Here is a 23475-nt window from a genome sequence, read left to right as displayed (position 1 = left end):
ATGGGTTCGACACTGAAACGGTGTGCGTTCTGGGTGGGCTGCTGGGCGGGGCTGTGTGTGGCAACTGTCCAGGCGCAGCCGCTGGATGAAGTGACGCTGGAGTACCAGGCGAGCGGCATCGTCGCCACCATTCATTTGAGTTCTCCGGTGCGTTATCTGCGCCATTTTCCGTTGAACGGCGGCGAGACACTGGAAATTTTTTACGAGCGCATCCGGGAGGTCGGCGCGGACGAGCCGTGGGTGGACAACGAGGTGCGCCAGTCGCCGCCTTCCAATCTGTTCCCTGCGTTCACCGTGACCACGCGTGGCCAGCAAAGCGCGCCGCGACTGGTGATCCAGTTTGCGCGCGCCGCCGAATACAGCGTGAGCCCGGGGGCCGACCAGCGCAGTTTCCTGCTGACCATCAAGCCGGATCATGCTACGGCAGCACCGGTGACGTTGCCGCTGTTGCCCACGGTCGTTCCCTTGCCTGCCGTGGCTCCCGCCGATGCCAATCTGGCGGAAAACAACCGCCAGGGTTTTGCATTGATGACCGCAGCGCGCGAGGCGTTGGCCGCCAAAAAGAATGATGAAGCCATCGAGACTTTGAACAAACTGTTGTTGTTGCCGCCGAACGATTACACAGAGACTGCGCAGGAGTGGGTCGGGGTGGCGCGCGAACGCGCCGCGCAGTTCGACAAGGCCAAGATCGAATACGATCTCTACCTGAACCTGTACCCGCAAGGCGCAGGCGTGCCGCGCGTGATGCAGCGCCTGGCCAATCTGGGTGGCAAACAGAGCGGGGAGGGCATTGTTGAAGCGGGCAACAAAAAACAGGCCGCGCGCTGGATGACATTTGGCGGGATTACTTCGCGCTATTACTTCAGCCGCAGCCAGATTGATTCAACCACGTTTTTCAATAATGCGAGCGACAAACAGTCCCTTTCCCTGACCGACCAATCCATGCTGATCACGACCGAAGACGTGACGGGGCGCTATGTCACGGATAATTATGACGGGCGCCTGGTGTTCCGCGGCTCGCACACCAAAAACTTCCTTTCCAACCAGACCCGGCAAAATCGCATTACCGCGCTATACGGTGAATTCAAGGGACGCACCCAGGACTATCTGGTGCGCGCGGGGCGACAATCCGCGACTGGTGGCGGCGTGGGTGGGCGCTTTGATGGGTTGAGCGGCGGCTACGGTGACGCGCAGGCGTGGCGGGTCAACGCGGTAACGGGGGCGCTGGTGGATTATTCCAACGGGGCACAGCCGAGTTTTTACGGTGCCAGCGTGGATCATGGCCCGTACTCGGCTTACGCCATCAATCAAACGGTGGATGGCGTGCTCGACCGCCGTGCGGTGGGGGGCGAATGGCGTTATTTCCAGGACAAGCGCTCTGCCTATGCCCTGCTTGATTACGATACCAATTTCAGCGCGCTGAACGCGGCCCAATTGAGCGGGACGCTGGGGTTGAGCGGGATGTCGTTGAATATGCTGCTCGATCACCGCAAGACGCCCTCCTTGAGTATTCGCACCGCGTTGAACGGCGCCGAAACGCAATCCATCAATGCCTTGCAACAAGTGTTGTCCGCCAGCGCGCTGCGCGATCTGGCGCTGGCGCGCACGGCCACCACCAACCTTGGGCAAGTCGGCGTCGTTTTGCCTTTTGCCGACCAATGGCAGGTGGGAGGCGATCTGCGTTTGTCCAATACGACGGGCCTCCCGGCCAGCGGCGTTGCCGGAACACCGGGTGGATTTCTGGCGGCCATCCCCAGTCGCGGTACGGAGAAGATTGTCACCGGTCAGGTGATCGGCAGTAACTTGTATCGAACGGGCGATATCTGGTCATTGAGCGGCAGCCTGGGGAGCAGCGGCACGGTGAATACCAGCTCGCTGTTTTTATACAATCACAACATGTTGGGCGGCGGTTGGACGCTGGATGCCTCTTTGCAACTATACCGGCAGACCGATCAATTTGATGCGGTCACGACCCGCATTTCGCCGACGGTTCGCGGCGAATACGCGGTCAATGAGCGCTTCAGTGTGGATTTTGACGGAGGGATCGAGCGCAGCCAGAACAAGGGCAACCAGGTATCGACCACCACGCTGCGGTACTTCGGCTCGACCGGACTGCGCTGGTATTTTTAACGAAGTCTTGCGCGCCGCTTGAACCCTTGAGCGGTGGTTGGCAGAAATACCCTTCCGACATGCATCGGTACTGGCCCGCGCTTAAAAGCCGGTCCCGCGCATTGAGTTTGCCTGGGCACGCTACGCAGCTTTGGGTGGCAGCCGAGGATGGGTGTCGTTCAGATTCATTTCCAGGATCGCCATAAAGGAACGTACCGGGCGACCCGGTGCCCCCTAATTTGCCAGTGCCCGATTCCGGGAAGATTTACAGCAAATTTCGGACTTGATCCTGTCAATTCCCTACAGCGGGTAAAACGGGTAGCATGAACATCGCCTCTTGGAAGTCGGAAAGCCGGGGGGAATCAAGGGGGGCTCGTGACCAACAATAAGGCACTTGATCCGCAGGATGACCAGCCAGTGGCTGGGCCGGAACAGCGCCCAAACTATAAAGCCGTCTACCTCAAGAGCGTCTTCCTGCTGGCTGCCGTGATTGCCTTTGGCACAGGCTTTTACCGCTGGCAGATCAATCCCGTCATGGGCATGATCGATTTTGGCTTTTCCGGGATCGCCGGTGCGCTGTTGTACTACCTGAAACACCATCCGGAACGGGTCGAGTTGATTTCCTCAATCGCGCTCTCGCTGGCGTTTATCCTGTTCTGCGCCATTTATCTTTTCGCACCGTACCAAACCACGCGCGTGTCCCTGTTCTACCTGCTGTCGGCAGCGGCCTTTTTTCTGAAAGGCTTGCGTGGTGGTCTGTATTGGCTGTTGTTCATCATGCTGACAATCGCTGCGGCCCCCTTCATTTTTGCGATCAACACCGGCTATTCCGGCATCGACATCTTGACTACCTGCCTGTATCTGGGCGTGTTGTTTGTCATCTTCTGGAATTACGAGATCCTCCAGCGGGATCAATTCCAGCGTGCACAGGAACAGCGGGCGCAACTTCAGATGGAAGCGCAGTTGCGCCTGGCGCTGGAAAATGAACGCGGATTGTTGCAGTCAATTTTGAATAACGCCCCGCTGGGAATCTGGATGGTGGACACCCGGGGCAAGGTGCAATTTGTGAATCAGGATTTTTGCAAGGCCACCGGCATTGCCGAAGCACGGTTTCTTGCCGCCGATCATTACACGGAAGTCCTGCCGCGCGCCGTTGCGGAAAGTTGCATGCAGTCCGATACGGCGTGTTTCGAGCAGAAGTCGCCGCATCTTTCGACGGAATGGCTGCCTTTTGCTGATGGTCAGCAACATTTGCTGGAGATCACCAAGGTCAGGCTACTCGACCAGGACGGCACGGTCCGGGGGCTGATCGGTCTGGCGGTGGATGTGACCGAGCGCACAGAGCATGAAAAACAACTGGAGCGTATCGCGCATTACGATGCGCTGACCGGTGCGCCCAATCGCGTATTGCTGGCCGACCGTATGGTGCAGGCACTGGCACGCACCAAGCGCGAGCAGGGGATGATGGCGGTATGCTATCTGGATCTGGACGGGTTCAAACCGGTCAACGACCGTTTTGGCCACGATGCCGGCGACCAGGTGCTGGTGGAGGTGACGCGCCGCATCCGGGAGACCATCCGCGAAGACGATACGGTTGCCCGTCTCGGCGGCGACGAGTTCGTGGTGGTGCTGGTCGGATTGCAGGTGCCGGAAGAATGTGTGGGCAGCCTGCATCGGCTGCTGGACGCCATCAGCCAGCCGATCGTGTTACAGGGAAACCCTCTCCATATCAGCGCCAGTATCGGAGTCTCACTTTATCCGGAGGACGACCAAGATGCGGATACCCTGCTGCGCCACGCCGATCAGGCCATGTACAGTGCCAAGCAAGCTGGCAAGAACCGTTATCACCTGTTCGATGCGGGAAGCGATCAGCGCGCCCGCTCGCATCATGCCCTGTTGCAACAGATCCGCCACGGTCTGGCACGTGGTGAATTCGAGTTGTATTACCAGCCCAAGGTCGATCTGGTGCAGCGGCGCATGGTCGGCGCGGAAGCGCTGATCCGCTGGCATCATCCGCAGCGCGGTTTGTTGCCGCCCGACGAATTTCTGCGGGTGACCGAAAATACCGAACTGGAGATCGAGCTGGGCAACTGGGTCATCGCCAGCGCCTGCGCACAACTGCACCAGTGGCACCAGGAGGGGAACGCGATCGAGATCAGCATCAACATCTCCGCCTATCATCTCCAGTCTGCCGATTTCATCAATACCCTGCGGGATGAGATGCGACGCTGCTGTCCTCCTTCCGGTCGCCGCTGCCTGCAAGTCGAATTGCTGGAGAGCGTTGTCATGGAGGATATTGCGCGGGTGGGCGAAATCATCAAGACCTGCCGCGAATTCGGCGTGGGGTTTGCGCTCGATGATTTTGGCAGCGGCTATTCGCCCTTGACCTGTTTGAGCACGCTTGATCTGGATACGCTCAAGATCGACCAGTCGTTCGTGCGCGCGATGCTGGACGACAAGGGGGCGTACGCCATTGTGGAGGGCATTATCGCCCTGGCCCACGCCTTTGAGCGCACGGTGGTGGCGGAAGGGGCGGAGCACCCGGCCCAGTTGCAGGCGCTCCAGCAGCTGGGTTGCACGGTCGTCCAGGGATATGGCATCGCACAGGCGATGCCGGCCTCGGCGTTGCTGGCGTGGAGCGCGCGCGCGTGGCCCGTTATGCGGGGCTGAAACTGACTCGCTGGTAGTCGCTGCCTGTTTCCACGCTGATGCCGAGCGTGACGGGGTGTCTGCTGCGGTCAACTGCGGTCAGTTCCAGCTCGCGTCCGGATACGAACCAGTTGCGCGGCAGAACCAGGCTGGCCGGAATATGCAATTGATCGAGGGCCGGCAGGCGCAAAGCTGGGGCAGAGCTGGATTGCAGCAGAGGCTGATCAGTGGCTGTTGCTTGCGCGACCATCGCTTGAGGCTTCCCAGGCAGATAATGCACGACCAGATACAGCAGGCCGCCCTGGGTGACTTCGATTTGCGCCACCATGCCCGCTCTGTAATCATCGCTGTCGGGCGGGAATACCAAGACGATCTGCCGAGGTGCAATCCGGTCGCCGGCGCGGTGCAGGCGCAGCAGTCGGGCCTGAAGCAGGCCGTTGCTTTCCGCCTGCCACTCCTCCGGCGCGAAACCGAGTTTCTGCAGCTTGTGTTGCCCGGTCTGATCCAGTTCGCGGCCAAACGTGGCAATCTGTAACTGGGCATCGCGCACGGCTTTGCTCAAATCCTTCACCGGCTTGAACGGTTTTTGCGCGATCTGGCCATAGATTTTTTCCAGCCCCGCGCACAGATGCACGCGCGTTGCCGGGCGTGGCGCATCGGCCAGCGAATCGTCGCGCGCTTCACACCAGCAGGCATGCAGGGTATCGAGAAGTTTGATGCAATCCTGCGCCGGCAGGGTGTCGCCCAGATCGAGCTGGCGCGGGGACTGCCCCTGCTTGAGCAGAATCGTCTTCACGCGGAGCTGTTTCGACAACGGCACCAGCGGCAGGAAGCGCAGGCTATCGTTGCGCTGTGCGCGAGCCAGACCGATCAGCCCTTGTGACCCGCGCAGATCAAGCGCAAGCGGCGGCGCGTCATTCCTGCTCGCACTACAGTCCGCCACCAGCGTCAGGGTATCCGGCCAGCGCAGCAGCCAATGCTCGGCAAGGTGCAACTGGCTGCGTGGCAGACCGAGCAGGCGTGCGCGATGCACCAGCAAAGTCGCCAGATACAGCGACTGGCACGTGACGGGCAAGCCCTCGTGCAAATACGGATCGCGCACCGCTTCCTGCCGCAACGGCGAGGCTTCGATGGCGGCATACAGGGCGTGCAGCTGTTGCCAGCTGCGCGAATCCGGCGCGTAATCGGCGCCGGTAAAAGCGTTCAGTCTGCAGCGGGCGTAATAAAAACAGCGCTGGTACAGCAATGGGAGTTTTTTGCCGAGGCTGGCATCCCCTGCGTTTACCATCAGCAGACAGCGCAGGTATCCGTCAAACAGGGCTTGCCACAGGTTGGCGAGCGCGGTGAGCAGGGCAAACTCTTCATCCGCGAGCGGCAGGGCTTTGCCGACCAGTTTCCTGGCGAAGTCGTGCTGCACCTGGGCGACGGTCTCGCGCAAGGCTTCGAGCACCTGCAGCCGCTCCCTGCCCGGCAGGGCCAGCCGGTTCAGCTCGTCGATTTCAGTGCGCAGACTGGCGTGCGCCAGATTCAGGTTGGTGAGTTGCAACTGCCCCAGCCACTGGCGACACGAGGCGACATCCCGGAAAGCGGGATGGGCACGATCGTCAGTGGGTTCCAGTGACAGCATGCGTTTTTCCTTTACAGCAGCACGCGCTCGATGCCGCCGGCATTGGCCTGGGCGACATAGGATTCGAGCCAGGAAGGCCCCAGCAGGTGCTTCGCCATTTCGACCACGATGTAGTCGGTGCCAATGTTCGCATCATCCGCGTAACGCGACAATCCCTGCTGGCAGGCCGGACACGAGGTCAGCACCTTGACCTCGCCCGCATAACCGTCGCCGCGCAAGTCGGCCGTGCCCTTGCGCAGTTCCTCTTCCTTGCGGAAGCGCACCTGGGTGGCGATATGCGGCAGCGCCACGCCGAAGGTGCCGGATTCGCCGCAGCAGCGGTCGTTCAGCGGTACCGGCGCGGCCATCAGTTCGCTCACCACCTTGAGCGGGGCGTAAGTTTTCATCGGCGAGTGACAGGGGTCGTGGTACAGGTAGCGCACGCCGGTTGCCTGTTCCAGCTTGATGCCTTTCTCCAGCAGGTATTCGTGGATGTCGAGCAGGCGGCAGCCGGGGAAGATCTTGCCGAATTCGTACTTCAGCAACTGATCCATGCAGGTGCCGCAGGACACGATCACGGTCTTGATGTCGAGGTAGTTCAGCGTATTGGCCACGCGGTGGAACAGCACGCGGTTGTCGGTGCTGATCTGGTCGGCCTTGTGGCCCAGGCCGGACGCATTTTGCGGATAACCGCAGCACAGATAGCCCGGCGGCAGCACGGTGATGGTGCCGATGTCGTACAGCATCGCCTGCGTCGCCAGGCCGACCTCGCCGAACAGGCGCTCCGAGCCGCAACCGGGGAAGTAGAACACCGCCTCCGATTCTTCGTTCACCTTGAGCGGATTGCGGATCACCGGCACCACGCTGTTGTCCTCGATGTCGAGCAGCGCGCGCGCGGTCTTTTTGGGCAATCCGCCCGGCATTGGTTTGTTGACGAAGTGGATCACCTGCGCCGCGAGCGACGGTTTGCCGACCGAGGCGGGCGGATGCCGTGTCTGCGCCTTCAGCAGGCCGAGGTGCTTGGCTACCCGGTGCGCCAGGCGTTGTCCCCGATAGGCCCACTCGATCATCACCTTGCGCACCAGTTTGATGGTGGTGGGGTCGGTGGCGTTAAGGAACAGCATCGAGGTGGCGGTGATCGGGTTGAAGTTCTTCTTGCCCTGCTTGCGCAGGAAATTGCGCATCGCCACCGACACGTCGCCGAAATCGATATCGACCGGACACGGTTTTTCGCAGCGATGGCACGTCGTGCAGTGGTCGGCGACATCGTTGAACTCGTCGAAGTGGGCGATGGATACCCCGCGCCGGGTTTGCTCTTCGTACAGGAAGGCTTCAATCAGCAGCGAGGTGGCGAGGATCTTGTTGCGCGGTGAATAGAGCAGATTGGCGCGCGGGACGTGGGTGCTGCATACCGGTTTGCACTTGCCGCAGCGCAGGCAGTCCTTGATCGAGTCGGAAATGTCGCTCAACGCGCTCTGTTCCAGGATCAGGCTCTCCATCTCCATCAGCTTGAAGCTGGGGGTGTAGGCGCGTTCGAGGTTGCTGCCCGGCAGCAGTTTGCCTTTGTTGAAGCGCCCGTCCGGGTCAACCTTGTTCTTGTAGGCGATGAAGGGGGCGATTTCTCCCTGCTCGAGAAAATCGAATTTGGTGATGCCGATGCCGTGCTCGCCCGAGATCACGCCGCCCAGATCCTTTGCCAGTTGCATGATGCGGTCCACCGCGCCGTAGGCCTGCTGCAGCATGGCGTAGTCATCGGAGTTGACCGGGATGTTGGTGTGCACGTTGCCGTCGCCGGCGTGCATGTGCAGGGCGACGAACACGCGCCCCTTCAGCACGCGCTGGTGGATGGCGTTGCAGGCATCGAGGATGGGCTGGTACGTGCCGCCGTTGAAAATCTGGCGCAGCGGTTCGCGCAGTTCGCGTTTCCACGAGGCGCGCAGCAGATGGCGTTGCACCGCGTCGAATACCGTCACCGCATCCTGCCGGTCGGAGGGCGCGAACGGGCAGGAATCCAGCGGCGCATCGAGGTTGTCGTGCAGCCATTGCCAGCGCGCGCGCACCTCGGCGAGCAGTTGCCGCGCGGAAGACGGACGATCGCCGAGCAGTTCGGCAGCGCCCAGCTGTTCGTCATCCTGGTAGCGCAGCGGCAGTTCGCCTTTGCAGAACTCGTCCAGCGCATCCAGCAACTTGAGTTTGTTGCCGAGCGACAGTTCGATGTTGATGCGCTCCACGCCGTCGCAATAATCGCCCATGCGCGGCAGCGGGATCACCACATCCTCGTTGATCTTGAACGCGTTGGTGTGCTTGGCGATGGCGGCGGTGCGCGCGCGGTCCAGCCAGAATTTCTTGCGCGCCTCGGCCGCCACGGCGATGAAGCCTTCGCCGTGGCGCAGATTGGCCAGGCGCACGATTTCCGAAGCGGCCTCGCCGGCGCCGCGCTCGTCGTCGCTCACGACGTCGGCGAGCAGCACCATCTTCGGGCGCGTGCCGCGATTGGCTTTGGTGGCGTAACCGACGGCCTTCAGATAACGCTCGTCCAGATGCTCCAGACCGGCCAGCAAGGCGCTCGGATGCGCCGCCATGTAGTCCTTGATCTCGACGATGGCAGGCACCGCTTCATGCACCTGGCCGAAAAATTCAAGACACACGGTGCGCGTGAACTTGTGCTCGCGGTGCAGGATGAAGCGCGCCGAAGTGATGATGCCGTCGCAGCCTTCCTTCTGGATGCCGGGCAGGCCGGACAGGAACTTGTCGGTGACATCCTTGCCGAGTCCGGTCTTGCGGAAAGCGTTGCCGGGGATGGTGAGAATCTCCGGCGGCATGGGCTGGTCATGCCGGTCGTAGCGCGTGATGCGGAAGCGCGCCTGCGCCACGTCGTGGATCTTGCCCAGGTTGTGGTCGAGGCGGGTCACCTGCATCCACAGGCCGTCCGGTGTCACCATCTTCCAGGACACCAGATTGTCCAGCGCCGTGCCCCACAACACCGCCTTCTTGCCGCCCGCGTTCATTGCCACGTTGCCGCCGATGCAGGAGGCGTCGGCCGAAGTCGGATCGACCGCGAACACCAGGCCCTGCGCTTCCGCGGCTTCCATCACGCGCCGTGTGACCACACCCGCGCCGCAGTGAATGGTGGCGTACGGTTCGCTCAAGCCGGGCAGCACGGTCTGCTCGACGGGGGCGAGCGTATCCAGTTTTTCGGTGTTGATGACGGCGGAGTATTTGTCCAGCGGCACGGCGCCGCCGGTGTAGCCGGTACCGCCGCCGCGCGGGATCAGGGTCAGTCCCAGCTCGATGCAGGCGCGCACCAGCGGGGCGATTTCTTCCTCGGTGTCGGGATGCAACACCACGAATGGATATTCGACGCGCCAGTCGGTGGCATCGGTGACGTGCGACACGCGGCTCAACCCGTCGAACTGGATGTTGTCGCGGCGCGTGATGCGCGACAGTGCACGCAGCGTGCGTTTGCGCAACTGCAGGGTAGTCTCAAAGTCGGCGGCGAAGCGTTCGACCGTGCGGGTGGTGAGCTCGAGCAGGCGTTTGACCGCCGGGTTGTCCTGGCGCCGTTCTTCGATGGCATGCAGACGGTGGTACAGCGCGCCGATCAGTGCGCGGCGCCGCTTGCGGTTGGCCAGCAGATCGTCTTCCAGATAGGGGTTGCGCGTGAGGACCCAGATGTCGCCCAGCACTTCGTACAACATGCGCGCCGAGCGGCCAGTGCGGCGTTCTTCGCGCAGGGTGTTGATGATGTCCCACGCCTCGCCGCCCAGCAGGCGCAACACAATCTCGCGGTCGGAGAACGAGGTGTAGTTGTAGGGAATTTCGCGTAGTTGGGTAGTCATCGAGGGAGCCTTCGTCGCAAGGCGCGCATTCTACCCGAATGCTGCACCGGGCTCGACCCCGCAGCGCATATGGGGTTAGCATCCGCCGCATGGATGCAAGCCGCGAAAAATACCGCCGTCTGTTCTTCGCGTTGTGGCCGCATGAGGCCGAACGCGCGGCGCTGGCGGCGTGGCAGCCGTCCCTGCAACAACGGTGTGGTGGCAAGACCATGCGCCCGGACACCCTGCACTGCACGCTGGTGTTCCTCGGGGCCGTGCCCGAGCACAGGCTGGAGGCATTGTGCCGGGCGGCGCGGGAGGCGGCGTTCCGGGAATTTACCCTGACGCTGGCGGCCGCCCATTATTGGGGGCACAACCATATCGTCTATGCCGCGCCGTCCACGCTGGCGACCGCGCATGCGGCGCTGGTGCAAGCGCTGGAACAGGCCTTGCGCAAACATCGTTTCCATTTTGAGGCGCGCCCCTACCGGGCGCATGTCACCCTGCTGCGCCACGCGCAATGGAACGATACGCCGCTGCCGCCGCTGCCGGCAGTGCGCTGGCGGGTCGCGGATTTCGCCCTGGTGCAATCCCTGCCCGACGGACAGGGGGCGCGTTACGAGGTGCTGTGCCGCTTCAATGCGCAGGGATAGAATGCTGCAACACTTGCAGGAGGAACATGCTCTACGCATTCACGCTCAAGAACGGTCGACTGAATCGTTTGACCATCGAGGCCGATACGGACCTCGCGGAATTGTCGCCGGTTTGGATCGACATGCATGGCGCGACCGATGCCGAAGTGGCGCATGTGGAGCAGTCCTTCCACTTGAGTTTGCAAAACCCTGAACACTTGCGCGACCTCGAGGCCAGTGCACGTTTCTACGAGGATGCCGGCAGGCTGCACCTGCGTTCGGATTTTCTGCTTGGAACCGAGAGTCATGCACACAGCGTGGCGGTGGCTTTCGTGCTCGCGGAGAATACGCTGATCAGCCTACACGAAGAAGATCTGCCGGTCTTCCGCTTGTTGCGCCTGCGCATGCAATCCGAATCGGGGGCGATAGAGAATAGCCGCGATGTGCTTATCGATCTGTTCGGCATGGACATCGAGTTTTCCGCCGACGCGCTGGAAGAGGTCTATGCAGACCTGGGGCGCGTGAGCCGGAGTGTGCTGAACGACACCTTGAGTGATGCGCAGGCGCGCGAAGCGCTGGCCGAGATCGCCCATGCCGAACATGTCAACGGACGCATTCGGCGCAACGTGATGGATATCCGTCGCGCCTTGTCTTTCCTGCTGCGCGCCAAATCATTGAGCGGCATGCAGATCGACGCGGTGCGCCAAATCCAGCAGGACATCGACTCGCTGGACGGGCACACCGCCTTTCTGTTCGACAAGATCAATTTCCTGATGGATGCCGTGATCGGCTTCATCAACATCAACCAGAACAAGATCGTGCGCCTGTTCTCGGTGGTGTCCGTGGCTCTGCTGCCGCCCACGCTGATCGCGTCCATCTATGGCATGAATTTCGAAGTCATGCCTGAATTGCATTGGCGACTTGGCTATCCCTTCGCACTCGTGCTGATGGCGCTCACGGTTTGCGTGCCCTTGCTGATCTTCTGGCGCAAGGGCTGGTTAAGATAATTCAGGGTTTTTGCAGCAGCCTGTCGATGCACCATCCTGCTGCTGCAAATCCCATGCTGGCGGTCACGGTCACCGCCGAACCATAACCCGAGCAATTCAGGTCGGCCGTGGCGCAGGACGCGCTGCGCTGTGAAGGCTCTTCCAGGTAGACGCAGGTCACACCGAACTTGCCGTTCTTGCGCGGCAGGATGTTGAAATCCTTCTTCAGCAGAGTGCGGATGCGCGCCAGCAGCGCATCGTGCGTGACGCGCCCCAGATCGTCGCGGCGCATCTGCAGCGGGTCGGCCTTGCCGCCGGCCGCGCCGCACACGACCAGCGGGATCTTGTTGAAGCGCGCATGCACGATCAGCGCGGCCTTCACTTTCGCCTCGTCGCAGGCATCGATGACCGCGTCGAACGCACCCGGCGCGATCAAGCGCGCGAGGTTGTCCGTGGCCAGAAAATCATCCACCGGGGTGACGCGGCAGTCCGGGTTGATATCGCGGATGCGGGCTTGCAGCGCATCGATCTTGGCCATGCCCAGCGTGCTGTCCAGCGCCTGCACCTGCCGGTTCACGTTCGATACGGCGATATGGTCGAAATCGATCAGCGTCAGGTTGCCGACGCCGCTGCGCGCCAGCGCTTCCACCGCCCACGAGCCGACGCCGCCGACCCCGATCACCGCCACTCGCGCGCGGTGCAGGGCCAGGCGCGCGCCTTCGCCGTACAGGCGGTCGATGCCGCCGAAGCGGCGCGGGTGGTCGTCATCCAGGGGGCGATTGTGCATGGTCAGTCGGGCAGTGAAAGTCTGGGCAGCACGGACAATACATTCTGCGTGGTGTGGCGCGCAATCTCTTCCGGCGTTATCCCGCGCAGATCCGCCAGGGTCTGCGCGATGCGCGGCAGGTATTCCGGTTTGTTCGGTGATCCGCGTTCGAGGAAATCGGGCGGGATGTCTGGCGCGTCGGTCTCCAGCACGATGACCTCAAGCGGCAGGGTGGTGGCCAGTTCGCGCAGTTTGGTGGCGCGGCTATAGGTCATCGCACCGCCGAAACCGAGCTTGAAACCCAGCTTGATGAATTCGTCCGCCTGCTGGCGGCTGCCGTTGAAGGCATGCGCGATGCCACCAACCACCCTGTGCTGGCGCAGATGTTTGAGGAGGGTGTCCTGCGCGCGGCGGATGTGCAGCAGCACAGGCAGCCCGAATTCCTTTGCCAGCTTGAGTTGTTCGACGAAAAAATGTTCCTGCCGCGCCCGGTCGTAAGGGTCGATGAAAAAATCCAGCCCGATCTCGCCGACGGCCACCGTGTCAGGCTGCGCCAGATATTCGCGCAGCGAGGCGAGGTCATCGGGTTGCGCCGCATCGGTGTACATCGGGTGGATGCCATAGGCGGGCGCGCAGGCCGGGAACTGTTGGCACAGTGCGCTCACCACGCCGAAGTTGGCGCGCTCCACCGCCGGGATGACGATGCGCTGAACGCCGGCGGCACGGGCATCACGCACCAGTTCAGTTTGTGTGCCGCCGAATTCGGCGGCATCGAGATGGCAGTGGGTGTCGATCAGCATGTCAATCCATCGTCAGCACGATCTTGCCGGTCATGCCGCCCGCTTCAATCAGGCGATGCGCGGTGGCCGCCTGTTCCAGCGGCAGCCGGTGCGCGACCAGCACGCCGAGCTTGCCCTTTTCCACCAGCGCCGCGCCGTGTTCCAGAATCCTGCGCTGGCGTACCTGTTCGTCATGGAGATTCAGCACCTGCGGAGTGAGCATCAGCTCATAGCACAACGACAGGTTGCGCAGTCGCGCTTTCTGCACATCGGCCTGAGCCATCGCGGTGGCGAGAATGCTGACCACCTTGCCGCCGATGCGCGCCGCATCGAGCGAGCGCAAAAAGGTCTCCCCACCCACGGTGTCGAATACCGCGTTCACTCCCTTGCCGCCGGTCCAATCCAGCGTTTCCTGCACGAAATCCCGGGTGCGATAACGGATGATTTTTTCCGCGCCCAGACCGTGCGCCAGTCCGGCCTTCTTCTCGTCGCCGACCGTTACCGCGATCTGCGCGCCGAGGTGATGCGCGAGTTGCAGCGCGACATGCCCGACCCCGCCGGCGGCGGCATGGATGAGGAGGGTTTGTCCGGCCTGCACGTTGGCACGTTCGACCAGCGCTTCCCACGCGGTGATCAGCACCAGCGGCAGCGCGGCAGCATCTGCCGGCGACAGGTTGGCAGGTTTCGCGGCGCAGTATTCCTCGTGCAGCGTCGTGTATTCGGCGTAGCAGCCGGGCTCGTCGCCGATGCCGCCGTTGCAGAAGAAAACTTCGTCGCCGACCTTGAAGCGGCGCACCGCGCTGCCGATGGATTCCACTACACCCGCGCCGTCGCAGCCCAGGATGGCGGGCAACTTGTCCGGATGGTAGGCGGGAGACGCGCGCAGCTTGGCATCCACGGGGTTCACGCCCGCGGCGGCGAGCTTGACGCGGATATGGTGCGGCGAAGGCAGGGCTGGCAGCGGGATGTCTTGCTGTTGCAGCACTTCCGGTCCGCCGGCGGCAGTGGCGAGGACGGCTTTCATTGATAACTCTCCAAGTTCGTCATTCCCGCGCAGGCGGGAATCCAGCGCTTCTATTCAAAATGCCTTTGAGGTTTTGTCTCCGCGTTGCGGAGAAATTTCTGTGTGGACTGGATTCCCGCCTGCGCGGGGATGACGGGTTATTAGCAAGTGGTCGCTATGTTAAACTTCAACGACTCCTTTAGCGAGACGACATCATGTCCGGAAATACATTTGGCAAGCTTTTCAGGGTGACTTCTTTTGGCGAATCACACGGTGCGGCGATCGGCTGCATCGTCGATGGCTGTCCGCCGGGCATGGAACTGAACGAGGCCGACCTCCAGAACGACCTCGACCGGCGCAAGCCCGGCACCTCGCGCCATGTCACGCAACGCCGCGAATCGGACACGGTGGAAATCCTGTCCGGCGTGTTCGAGGGCAAGACCACCGGCACGCCCATCGCGCTGCTGATCCGCAACGAAGACCAGCGCAGCAAGGATTACGGCAACATCGCCGACACCTTCCGCCCCGGCCATGCCGACTACACCTATTGGCAGAAATACGGCATCCGCGACCCTCGCGGCGGCGGGCGCGCTTCGGCGCGCGAGACGGCGGGGCGCGTGGCGGCGGGCGCCATCGCCAAGAAATGGCTGCATGAAAATTATGGCGTCGTGGTGCGCGGCTACCTGGAACAGCTCGGCGAAATCGTCGTGCCGTTCAAGAGCTGGGCGGAAGTGAGCGAGATCGGCAACACCTTCTTTGTCGCCGATGCGAGCTACGTCGGCCAGCTCGAAGACTACATGGACGCGCTGCGCAAATCCGGCGACTCCATCGGTGCGAAGCTTGCCGTAGTGGCTTCCAATGTGCCGGTGGGTTGGGGCGAGCCGGTGTTCGATCGCCTGGACGCCGAGATCGCCTATGCCCTGATGGGTATCAACGCGGTGAAGGCGGTGGAGATCGGGGCGGGTTTCGGCTGCGTGACGCAAAAAGGCAGCGAACACGGCGACGAACTCACGCCGCATGGATTTTTGTCGAACAACGCCGGCGGCATCCTCGGCGGCATATCCACCGGGCAGGATATCGTCGCGCGCTATGCAATCAAGCCCACCTCCAGCATCCGCATTCCGCGCCGCAGCATCAACAAGGCAGGCGAGCCGGTGATGGTTTCCACCGAAGGGCGGCACGATCCTTGTGTCGGTATCCGCGCCACGCCGATCGCGGAGGCGATGGTGGCGCTGGTGTTGATCGACCATGCGCTGCGGCATCGGGGGCAGAATGGGGATGTGGTGTGCAAGACGCCTAAATTGCGCTGAAGGCACGGAGGAAATCATGGCTATCCCCGACTTTCAAATGCTGATGCGCCCCTTGCTTGAATTTGCAAAAGATGGTGGAAGCCACACCCTGGCAGAAGCACGTAGCCATTTGGCCTCCGTATTTTCTTTGTCTCAGATTGAATTGGATGAACTCCTCCCCAGTGGTAGGCAACGCCGCTTCGATAACCGTGTTGCATGGGCCAAAGTCTATCTGGAGCAGGCTGGATTGTTGCATTCACCCAAGCGTGGCCAGTTCGTGATCACCGAGGAAGGTAAGGAATTTTTTCCACGAAGCCCTCAAAAAATCACCATTGCAGTTCTCGACCAATTCGAGAAATTCAGAATTTTTCGGGACTCGTCAAAATCCGGTAAAGAAGCAAAACAAACGGTCTCTACCGAACACGAATCCGAGGAAACTCCTGAAGAATTGCTTGAGCAGTCTTTTCAACGCATACAAGGAGAGCTGGCCGCTTCAGTGCTGGAGCAAGTCAAGAATGGATCACCTGCATTCTTCGAGAATCTGGTTGTGGAGTTGCTGCTCAAAATGGGTTATGGGCGCAATCGGGTTGATGCAGGGAAAGCCATTGGGAAATCGGGTGATGAAGGTATAGATGGAATCATCAGTGAGGACCGCCTCGGTCTGGAAGCGATCTACATTCAAGCCAAACGATGGGCTGGCACGGTAGGTCGCCCAGAGATACAGAAGTTCGTTGGTGCCCTGCATGGAAAACGTGCGCGCAAAGGGGTGTTTATTACCACGGGTGTTTTTTCATCTGACGCGCGTGATTATGTATCGCACATCGACCCCCGCGTGGTGCTCATAGATGGAGTGCAATTGGCAGAGTACATGATTGAGCTGAACTTGGGAGTGTCAGTAAAGGCCGCTTATGAGGTTAAGCGAATCGATACTGATTTCTTTACCGAGGAATAGTCAACGAAGGATGGGTTGCTAACTATAGCAAGCGTAGGATTGATCAGCGCGATACCAATCGAAAACCGCCGGGGGTTGCCCGACAGCACGCAGGATGGCCAGGGCGGGTTGGACCGGGAAGCCGGTCGGTGTGTTTTACGATTTAATTCCGGGGGGTGGTGATGGCGCGTGGCGAGGCAATGGACAGTTTTTGCAAGTGGGACGGTGATACGCTGGTACTGAACATTCTCGGCAGGCCGCGCGCGAAGCGCGACAAGATCGGCAAGGTGAAGGGAAAGCAGCTGGAAATTCACGTGGCGGAAGACCCGGTACGCGGCAAAGCGACCGGACATCTGGTGGATTTTCTGGCGGATGAGTTTGGGGTCGGAAGGTCGGAAGTTACCGTGGTGTTTGGCACGTATAACGTCAATAAACAGGTGCGCATCCACGCCCCGCAAAAATTGCCCGGGGTTATTCCGCCGCGCTAATTATCGATGTGGCGATACAGGCGGAAGCGTTCGCTATTTTCTCCCTGGCGGCTACCTTCCCAGATTTTTTCCCATCCGATTCCGCTTTCAATCGGTTTTGCGATGCGTTCGCCCTGTACCAGCAGCAAATCGCATTTGGCGCGCCGGGTGCTGTGCCATTTGAAATCGCCGAAGTATTCGAGCATCGCTTTTTCACTGATCCCGAGGTGCGAACCGGTTATGCATGCGTAGTCTTGGGGCAGATGGGCCGTGAGATCCTCGACCATATAACGATAACTTTTGCCGCTATCCAGCCAGGGGCGCCACAATGTCATGACCAGAATCCATATCAGGGTAATGCCGCTGGCCCAGTTGATGAGCGAGCGGCGCACCGAGCGCCCGGTGCGCCAGACGAAGGCCATCCATAGCAGGGTTGACACAAACGCGATCCAGAACGCAGTTGCCTCGAAAGCGGGTTCGAACCCGGGTTGATAGTCTTTCAGCCAGTGGGTGATCTTGGCGTTGTTGTTGAGTAGCAGGCCCGCCCAGCCCCACCACAACAGAATGGCGAGCAGGGCAAAAGTCATGATGCCGAACCAGTCCAGCGCGTTGGCTGCGCCCCGGCGCAGGGTGGATAGCGATGCTGTGGCCAGCAAGGCAACAGGAAGTAATAACGGCAGACCGTTTTTGTCGTTGATATCGGGCGCGATGCTCAAGGCGACGAGCATGACCAACAAGGCGGTGAGCAGCAATTGGAATTCCGCTTCATGCCACACGCGTTTGCGCGCTTCCCACACCGTCCAGGCAGCCAGGGGGGCGGCCGGCCAGGCCATCCATGGCAGGGCGGTCAGGTAGTAGAACACTTCCGGGTAGTGGCCGCTGCGGGCAAATTCAAGCCAGCGCCCGATGTTGCGCGTCCATGCCCACTCGGTGAACAGCGCGGGGGAATGTTGATAGAGCAGCCATGGCCAGATTGACAGCCATGGCAAGGCACACAGCACGGCAATGGCGAGGGTCGAGAGAAACGTGCGGGTGCGCCAGTTCCTGAACAACAGCAAAGTCAGGCTGATGGCAATAAACAGGACGGGTGCGATGAAACCTTTGCTTAAAAAACCGATGCCCAGACCCGTACCGATAAACAGTCCGGCAAGCTGCGGACGGCGCACGCTCAATGCGTAGCCATACAGCATGACGGCGCAGCCCGCCAGGAACGCGTTGTCGGCCAGAATTTCGTGGGCGCGCAGCAGCATTCCAAGACAGCCGATCAGGGCGACGGCGGCGGGCCAGCCACGATACTTGCCGAATAGTTCGCGTCCACTGAAGCCGATAAATAACAGGGTGAGCGCGGTGTAGAAGCCGCTTGCCAGACGTGCGCCGTCATGCAGTGGCAGCCAGGGTGACATGAGGAACGCGAAGGCGGACGCGGTCCAATAGTAGAGCGGCGGTTTGTCGAAATACGGTTGCCCGGAAAGCTGCGGGAGCAGCCAGTCGCCACTTTGGATGAAATGATGGATGATGCCGAAATCGTAAGCCTCGTTGGGCTTCCACGGATCATGCCCAATCAGCCCGATCCCGACCCACGATACGACAAGCAAAAACAGAAGTGCCGCCTTGCCGGCGGTGATGTGCGTTTCCTTCAATCTTCCGGAGTAAACGTACATATCCTATTCGATCAATTTGACGGTTTGTCCCGGCACGGGTTCGCCTTGTGGATAGTGCGCGTTAAGCAGACGCAGATACTGTTCCGCATTGCGCCCCAGCGGTGAACGGGCGGCATATTTTGCGTAGGTGTCTCCTTTTGCGGCTTTTACCATGCGCAGGATGAGCGGTTTGATCGCGGCGCGTTCCTGAACGCTTAACTGTTTGAAGCTGCGGATCGCGGCTTCCATCGTACTGCGCTGCGCGGCGAGCACTTGCGGGGTTTTGGCACCGCCCTGAATCAGGAAGGCTTTACCCGCCAGATAGATCACGCCGAGAAGTCGCTTGCCGTCGTTGCCGAGCGCGGACTGCAGGCCGTCGATTTGCAGCGCGGCGATGTCCGCATTCTGCCCCAGCAGGCGGCGCGCATATTCGACCGCAGTGCCGCTCGGCTTGGGATCGAGCTTGAACTGGAGTGCGGCATCGTTCCCCGGGCTCAAGGCGACCACCTCGGCGGGCAGGTTCTGGATGCGCCACCCGGACGGAAAGGTGATGGCGATGCCCAGGTCTTTATGCAGGAATCGCTGGTCACGCACGATGCCTTCCGCCACGCTGTCGCCAAAGGTCATCCCCGCCGTCTGCTGCAGGTATTCATCGCGCTTTTCCACCGGGCTGGTGACGGTGAGGTTATTTGCCTCGCCCACCACTTGTTGCAGACGGGTGTCATTGTCGGGGTGGGTGGCAAACGTGCCGTGATAGCGGCGCGGTTCGCGGCCTTCCTGCTTGGCGACCTCGGCATCGAATGATTCCTGGTTCTTCAACACACCGACCACGCGGATCATGGCTTGCGGGTCATATCCGGCTCGCGCGAGATACTGTGCGCCTAACCGGTCCGATTCCAGCTCATGTTCGCGGCCATAGCCGGAAAGAAGTGCGCCCCCCAGCAGATTGCCCAGATTTTGGCCGGCCTGGTTGTTGAGTTCCGGCACGAAGATGGAAACCAGCGAGATACCGATATTGGCCGCTTGTGCTGCACTTTGTTGACGCACCCCGTGGCGGGCGGTGACGTGGCCGATCTCGTGCCCAAGCACGCCGGCCAGTTCGGCCTCCGAGTTGAGATAAGCCATGATGCCGCGCGTGATATAGACATATCCGCCGGGCAGCGCGAAGGCGTTGATCTCGGGCGAATCCACCACGGTAAAGTGGTAATTCAGATTGTTGCGATGGCTGCGTTGCGCCAGTGCCTGGCCGACGCCGTTGACGTAGCTTTGCAGCGCGGGATTCTGATAAACGCTGTACTGCTTGCGCACTTCGACATCGGCGCTGCGGCCCATGCTGATTTCCTGCGCTTCCGACATCATCACGAAGTCCTGTTTCCCGGACACCGGATTTTGCGCGCAACCGGCGAGCGCCAGCGCGAACGCGCCGGCATACAGGAATGAGGGCAGTCGTGTCATATGCGTTCTCCGAAAAGAAAAAAGGCAGCCTGCGCTGCCTTTTGATCTGTGCGCTTAACGAAGTTCCATCAAGCGGCGGCTTTGCCGCCCCTATTGTACTTGTTGCGGAATTTCTCGATACGGCCGGCGGTATCGACGATCTTCTGGGTGCCGGTGTAGAACGGATGGCACTCGGAGCACACTTCGACATGCAGCGCGGGCTTGCCGATGGTGGAGCGGGTTTTGAACGTGTTGCCGCAACTGCAGGTGACGGCGACTTCGGCGTAGGCGGGATGGATGTCAGCTTTCATTTTGCGTTCCTAGCTTAAAGTTGGCGCGGCGGTTGTACGCGCACGGATAAACGATGAGGGCGCGCATTATCCATAAAAATAGGGGCTTGGGCAAATTCTTGTGGCGGGCTAGCGGATTTGCCCGCGTTCGATGCTGATGCCAACCTGTTTGCAATTGCGGATGGCTTGCAGCTTGGCGACGCTGACCCTGACCCAGGGGGCGTTGAAATCCTTGAGGATGATCTGGGCGATGTGTTCTGCCAGCGCTTCCAGCAAAGAGAAATGCCCCTCGCTCAAGACCGACTGGATGTGTTGCGCGACCTGGGCGTAGTCGAGCGCGTCGTTGATGTCGTCGCTCTGGCAAGCGCGGCTGTTGGGCAGGGCGATGTCCAGGTCGAGTTGCAATGTCTGAGGTACCCGCTTTTCCCGCTCGTAGATGCCGATGAGGGTGGTGACCTTGAGCTCACGAAGAAAAATGATGTCCATAAAGTGCCCGAGTCCAGGTTTGGTGACAAGAGCGCATTCGAGTAGAATGCGCCGCTGTTCATTTTAAGGTATTCAAGATGACACTCTTGTTTTTTGTTGTAGCGGCTTATCTGCTGGGCTCCATTTCTTTTGCCGTGTTGACAAGCAAAGTTTTTGGTCTGGACGATCCGCGCTCTTATGGTTCGGGTAATCCCGGCGCAACCAATGTGTTGCGCAGCGGCAAGAAAGGAATTGCTGCGCTGACCTTGTTCGGGGATGTTGCAAAGGGTTGGTTAGCCGTGTTTCTGGCGATTCATTTTGCTCCCCCGGACGGTAACGTGCATTTATTGGAGGCCGCGGTTGCCTTGGCGGCTTTTATTGGGCACATCTTTCCCGTCTTCCACAAATTCAAGGGCGGCAAGGGTGTGGCGACCGCGCTGGGCGTATTGCTGGGCATCAACCCATGGATGGGCGTGGCTATTTTTGCAGCATGGTTGCTGGCGGCAACGGTTTTTCGCTATTCCTCCCTGGCTGCCTTGATTGCGGCCATCGCAGGCCCTGTTTTTGCACTGCTGATTCCCCTGCCGCTTGAATTGATCATCGCTACGGTCGTGATGACGCTGTTGTTGATCTGGCGTCACAAAAGCAACATTCGAAACTTGTTGGCGGGCAAGGAAAACAAGATCGGAAGCAAAAAGAAAGAAATTCACTCCGCGTAATTCAGTGCCTGCAAGTCCCAGCGCGGCTTCACGTTGAAGCGATAGTCGCGGCGGGCGTCCTGGTGCTGCAGACGCATCGCGCCGGCAAAGGCAATCATCGCGCCGTTGTCGGTGCAGAATTCCAAATCGGGATAGAACACCTTGCCGCCGCGCTGGCTGACGGCGGTCTGCAAACGTTCGCGCAACAGCCGGTTCGCGCCGACTCCGCCCGCCACCACCAGTTGGTGCAATTTGCACTGCTTCAGCGCGTTTTGTGCCTTGCTCACCAGCACATCGACGATGGCTTCCTGTGCGGCGTGCGCGATGTCGGCGCGGGTCTGCGGATCGGTTGGATTTTGTTGCGCCGCCAGCAGCACGGCAGTCTTCAATCCGCTGAAACTGAAATCGAGATCGCCGCTGTGCAGCATCGGACGCGGCAACCTGAACCGTCCAGGTACGCCGGTTTGCGCCAGTTTCGCCAGCAGTGCGCCGCCCGGATAATCCAGCCCAAGCAACTTGGCGCTTTTGTCGAATGCTTCGCCCGCGGCGTCATCCACAGATTCGCCGAGCAAGGTGTACCGGCCGACCCCGTCCACCCGCATGAGTTGGGTGTGTCCGCCGGAGACGAGCAACGCCACGAACGGGAATTTCGGCGCGGGATCCGACAAAAGTGGAGAGAGCAGATGACCCTCCAGATGATGCACGCCGATGGTGGGAAGGTTCAGGGAGTAAGCCAGAGCGCAGGCGATACTGGCGCCGACCAGAAGTGCGCCGGACAGCCCCGGCCCGCGCGTATAAGCGACCGCATCGATGTCGCGCAAGGTGCAACCGGCATTTTGCAGGGCACTGCGCAGCAATGGCAGTGCGTGCCGCACATGATCGCGCGAAGCCAGTTCGGGCACCACGCCGCCATATTCGTTGTGCAACGCGATCTGCGAATGCAATGTATGCGCGAGCAGGCCGCGCTCGCTGTGATATAGCGCGATACCGGTTTCGTCGCAGGAGGACTCGATGCCAAGGATGAGCGGATTCATGCGTTCATTGTAGTGAATCTGGTCGTGCGTATCGTATGAGCAGAGAATTATTTCCAGAATATTTCAATAAAGTATTGACGCAAAATTTTTGCTCCCTATAATGCGCGCCTCTTCGCTGTTGCGGAGTTGAAGCGAAGCAAATAAAGCAATGTGTTTGCGTGCGGTCGGAAATAGGATCGCGCTTCAGTAGCCAGAAATAAATAGTGTGAAATTAGGTTGACGTAAAATTTTTAGTCCCTATAATGCGCACCTCTTCGCTGCCACGGTGGTTGAAGAAAGCGGCAAAAAAGTTCTTTAAAATTCAAAATAAACAACCGATTAGTGTGGGTACGTGTGTAGCGGCAGGTTAGTATTGCCAAGGCAATGCTGATCGACTCGAGACATACAGAAGTACCTCGCACTGATCGAAGATACAGAAATGTAAATTCGCTTTGAGTGAGATCTGCGGGTTCGAAAGGACTTGCAAAAAAACAAGCTAGATTGAACTGAAGAGTTTGATCCTGGCTCAGATTGAACGCTGGCGGCATGCTTTACACATGCAAGTCGAACGGCAGCACGGGTGCTTGCACCTGGTGGCGAGTGGCGAACGGGTGAGTAATATATCGGAACGTATCCGGAAGTGGGGGATAGCTCGGCGAAAGCCGGATTAATACCGCATATGCCCTGAGGGGGAAAGTGGGGGACCGCAAGGCCTCACGCTTTCGGAGCGGCCGATATCGGATTAGCTAGTTGGTGGGGTAAGAGCCCACCAAGGCTACGATCCGTAGTGGGTCTGAGAGGATGATCCGCCACACTGGGACTGAGACACGGCCCAGACTCCTACGGGAGGCAGCAGTGGGGAATTTTGGACAATGGGGGAAACCCTGATCCAGCCATGCC

Annotated in this window: 18 protein-coding genes and 1 rRNA gene; 9 read left to right on the top strand and 10 right to left on the bottom strand. The window is 60.3% G+C overall.

Features of this window, described 5'->3' with window-relative positions:
- Entirely contained in the window at positions 1 to 2130 is a 2130-nt protein-coding gene (locus ACKTSJ_RS09410) for a tetratricopeptide repeat protein (protein ID WP_407899622.1), read from the top strand.
- A 354-nt stretch (positions 2131 to 2484) separates the two neighbouring features.
- Complete coding sequence (locus tag ACKTSJ_RS09405) at positions 2485 to 4779, top strand: putative bifunctional diguanylate cyclase/phosphodiesterase (RefSeq protein ID WP_407899620.1); 2295 nt, start codon at positions 2485 to 2487, stop codon at positions 4777 to 4779.
- On the opposite strand, the gene ACKTSJ_RS09400 is transcribed toward ACKTSJ_RS09405, so the two are convergent.
- Positions 4766 to 6385, bottom strand: coding sequence for a hypothetical protein (locus ACKTSJ_RS09400; protein WP_407899618.1), 1620 nt, complete (start codon positions 6383 to 6385; stop codon positions 4766 to 4768). The genes ACKTSJ_RS09405 and ACKTSJ_RS09400 overlap by 14 nt on opposite strands.
- A gap of 11 nt (positions 6386 to 6396) precedes the next feature.
- A complete protein-coding gene (locus ACKTSJ_RS09395) occupies positions 6397 to 10203 on the bottom strand; it encodes a DUF3683 domain-containing protein (protein WP_407899617.1) in 3807 nt (1268 codons plus the stop codon).
- 89 nt (positions 10204 to 10292) lie between these two features.
- Between ACKTSJ_RS09395 and thpR the strand changes: the two genes are divergently transcribed.
- Together thpR and corA are read left to right on the top strand one after the other, a co-directional pair.
- Complete coding sequence (gene thpR, locus ACKTSJ_RS09390) at positions 10293 to 10835, top strand: RNA 2',3'-cyclic phosphodiesterase (RefSeq protein WP_407899615.1); 543 nt, start codon at positions 10293 to 10295, stop codon at positions 10833 to 10835.
- 26 nt (positions 10836 to 10861) lie between these two features.
- A complete protein-coding gene (corA, locus tag ACKTSJ_RS09385) occupies positions 10862 to 11821 on the top strand; it encodes a magnesium/cobalt transporter CorA (RefSeq protein ID WP_407899613.1) in 960 nt (319 codons plus the stop codon).
- Position 11822: 1 nt separating this feature from the next.
- On the opposite strand, the gene ACKTSJ_RS09380 is transcribed toward corA, so the two are convergent.
- Genes ACKTSJ_RS09380 through ACKTSJ_RS09370 form a run of 3 tightly spaced genes read right to left on the bottom strand, consistent with a single transcriptional unit; the run spans position 11823 to position 14369 of the window.
- Positions 11823 to 12587, bottom strand: coding sequence for a ThiF family adenylyltransferase (locus ACKTSJ_RS09380; protein ID WP_407899611.1), 765 nt, complete (start codon positions 12585 to 12587; stop codon positions 11823 to 11825).
- Between the two features lie 2 nt (positions 12588 to 12589).
- Positions 12590 to 13366 (bottom strand): TatD family hydrolase, encoded by a 777-nt coding sequence (locus tag ACKTSJ_RS09375; RefSeq protein ID WP_407899609.1) that lies wholly within the window; start codon positions 13364 to 13366, stop codon positions 12590 to 12592.
- A gap of 1 nt (position 13367) precedes the next feature.
- Complete coding sequence (locus ACKTSJ_RS09370) at positions 13368 to 14369, bottom strand: zinc-dependent alcohol dehydrogenase family protein (RefSeq protein ID WP_407899607.1); 1002 nt, start codon at positions 14367 to 14369, stop codon at positions 13368 to 13370.
- Positions 14370 to 14563: 194 nt separating this feature from the next.
- Here ACKTSJ_RS09370 and aroC point away from each other — a divergent pair, with 194 nt between their 5' ends.
- The 3 genes from aroC to ACKTSJ_RS09355 all read left to right on the top strand — a co-directional run bounded on the left by aroC (position 14564) and on the right by ACKTSJ_RS09355 (position 17056).
- Entirely contained in the window at positions 14564 to 15658 is a 1095-nt protein-coding gene (gene aroC / locus ACKTSJ_RS09365; RefSeq protein WP_407899605.1) for a chorismate synthase, read from the top strand.
- Positions 15659 to 15674: 16 nt separating this feature from the next.
- Positions 15675 to 16589 carry a restriction endonuclease gene (locus ACKTSJ_RS09360; RefSeq protein WP_407899603.1) on the top strand — a complete coding sequence of 305 codons (915 nt, stop codon included), beginning with the start codon at positions 15675 to 15677 and terminating at the stop codon, positions 16587 to 16589.
- A gap of 179 nt (positions 16590 to 16768) precedes the next feature.
- Positions 16769 to 17056, top strand: a complete 288-nt coding sequence (locus ACKTSJ_RS09355; RefSeq protein ID WP_407899602.1) for a DUF167 domain-containing protein — start codon at positions 16769 to 16771, stop codon at positions 17054 to 17056.
- On the opposite strand, the gene ACKTSJ_RS09350 is transcribed toward ACKTSJ_RS09355, so the two are convergent.
- From ACKTSJ_RS09350 to folB, 4 genes are all read right to left on the bottom strand, one after another.
- Positions 17053 to 18696, bottom strand: coding sequence for an ArnT family glycosyltransferase (locus ACKTSJ_RS09350; RefSeq protein ID WP_407899600.1), 1644 nt, complete (start codon positions 18694 to 18696; stop codon positions 17053 to 17055). The two genes, ACKTSJ_RS09355 and ACKTSJ_RS09350, sit on opposite strands and share 4 nt — an antisense overlap.
- 3 nt (positions 18697 to 18699) lie before the next feature.
- Positions 18700 to 20130 carry a M48 family metalloprotease gene (locus tag ACKTSJ_RS09345; protein ID WP_407899598.1) on the bottom strand — a complete coding sequence of 477 codons (1431 nt, stop codon included), beginning with the start codon at positions 20128 to 20130 and terminating at the stop codon, positions 18700 to 18702.
- A gap of 68 nt (positions 20131 to 20198) precedes the next feature.
- Positions 20199 to 20420: a 50S ribosomal protein L31 gene (gene rpmE, locus ACKTSJ_RS09340; protein WP_407899596.1), complete on the bottom strand. Its 222-nt coding sequence runs from the start codon at positions 20418 to 20420 to the stop codon at positions 20199 to 20201.
- 108 nt (positions 20421 to 20528) lie between these two features.
- Positions 20529 to 20885 (bottom strand): dihydroneopterin aldolase, encoded by a 357-nt coding sequence (folB, locus tag ACKTSJ_RS09335; protein ID WP_407899594.1) that lies wholly within the window; start codon positions 20883 to 20885, stop codon positions 20529 to 20531.
- A 77-nt stretch (positions 20886 to 20962) separates the two neighbouring features.
- Here folB and plsY point away from each other — a divergent pair, with 77 nt between their 5' ends.
- Positions 20963 to 21583 (top strand): glycerol-3-phosphate 1-O-acyltransferase PlsY, encoded by a 621-nt coding sequence (gene plsY, locus ACKTSJ_RS09330; protein WP_407899592.1) that lies wholly within the window; start codon positions 20963 to 20965, stop codon positions 21581 to 21583.
- Here the strand turns inward: plsY and tsaD are convergent.
- On the bottom strand, positions 21571 to 22596 hold the full coding sequence (tsaD, locus tag ACKTSJ_RS09325; protein ID WP_407899590.1) for a tRNA (adenosine(37)-N6)-threonylcarbamoyltransferase complex transferase subunit TsaD: 1026 nt from the start codon (positions 22594 to 22596) through the stop codon (positions 21571 to 21573). The genes plsY and tsaD overlap by 13 nt on opposite strands.
- A 482-nt stretch (positions 22597 to 23078) precedes the next feature.
- Here tsaD and ACKTSJ_RS09320 point away from each other — a divergent pair.
- Positions 23079 to 23475 (top strand): 16S ribosomal RNA (locus ACKTSJ_RS09320); the annotation flags it as partial.

The organism is Ferrigenium sp. UT5, assembly GCF_045866295.1.
Lineage (GTDB): Bacteria > Pseudomonadota > Gammaproteobacteria > Burkholderiales > Gallionellaceae > Sideroxyarcus.
Note: the sequence above shows the minus strand (reverse complement) of the source record. Positions and strands in the feature narration are given on the sequence as shown.

Coding starts and splice junctions, on each gene's coding strand:
- ACKTSJ_RS09410 (WP_407899622.1), top strand. CDS start 1: ATGGGTTCGACACTGAAACGGTGTGCGTTCTGGGTGGGCTGCTGGGCG.
- ACKTSJ_RS09400 (WP_407899618.1), bottom strand. CDS start 6,385: ATGCTGTCACTGGAACCCACTGACGATCGTGCCCATCCCGCTTTCCGG.
- ACKTSJ_RS09395 (WP_407899617.1), bottom strand. CDS start 10,203: ATGACTACCCAACTACGCGAAATTCCCTACAACTACACCTCGTTCTCC.
- thpR (WP_407899615.1), top strand. CDS start 10,293: ATGGATGCAAGCCGCGAAAAATACCGCCGTCTGTTCTTCGCGTTGTGG.
- corA (WP_407899613.1), top strand. CDS start 10,862: ATGCTCTACGCATTCACGCTCAAGAACGGTCGACTGAATCGTTTGACC.
- ACKTSJ_RS09380 (WP_407899611.1), bottom strand. CDS start 12,587: ATGCACAATCGCCCCCTGGATGACGACCACCCGCGCCGCTTCGGCGGC.
- ACKTSJ_RS09375 (WP_407899609.1), bottom strand. CDS start 13,366: ATGCTGATCGACACCCACTGCCATCTCGATGCCGCCGAATTCGGCGGC.
- ACKTSJ_RS09370 (WP_407899607.1), bottom strand. CDS start 14,369: ATGAAAGCCGTCCTCGCCACTGCCGCCGGCGGACCGGAAGTGCTGCAA.
- aroC (WP_407899605.1), top strand. CDS start 14,564: ATGTCCGGAAATACATTTGGCAAGCTTTTCAGGGTGACTTCTTTTGGC.
- ACKTSJ_RS09360 (WP_407899603.1), top strand. CDS start 15,675: ATGGCTATCCCCGACTTTCAAATGCTGATGCGCCCCTTGCTTGAATTT.
- ACKTSJ_RS09355 (WP_407899602.1), top strand. CDS start 16,769: ATGGACAGTTTTTGCAAGTGGGACGGTGATACGCTGGTACTGAACATT.
- ACKTSJ_RS09350 (WP_407899600.1), bottom strand. CDS start 18,696: ATGTACGTTTACTCCGGAAGATTGAAGGAAACGCACATCACCGCCGGC.
- ACKTSJ_RS09345 (WP_407899598.1), bottom strand. CDS start 20,130: ATGACACGACTGCCCTCATTCCTGTATGCCGGCGCGTTCGCGCTGGCG.
- rpmE (WP_407899596.1), bottom strand. CDS start 20,420: ATGAAAGCTGACATCCATCCCGCCTACGCCGAAGTCGCCGTCACCTGC.
- folB (WP_407899594.1), bottom strand. CDS start 20,885: ATGGACATCATTTTTCTTCGTGAGCTCAAGGTCACCACCCTCATCGGC.
- plsY (WP_407899592.1), top strand. CDS start 20,963: ATGACACTCTTGTTTTTTGTTGTAGCGGCTTATCTGCTGGGCTCCATT.
- tsaD (WP_407899590.1), bottom strand. CDS start 22,596: ATGAATCCGCTCATCCTTGGCATCGAGTCCTCCTGCGACGAAACCGGT.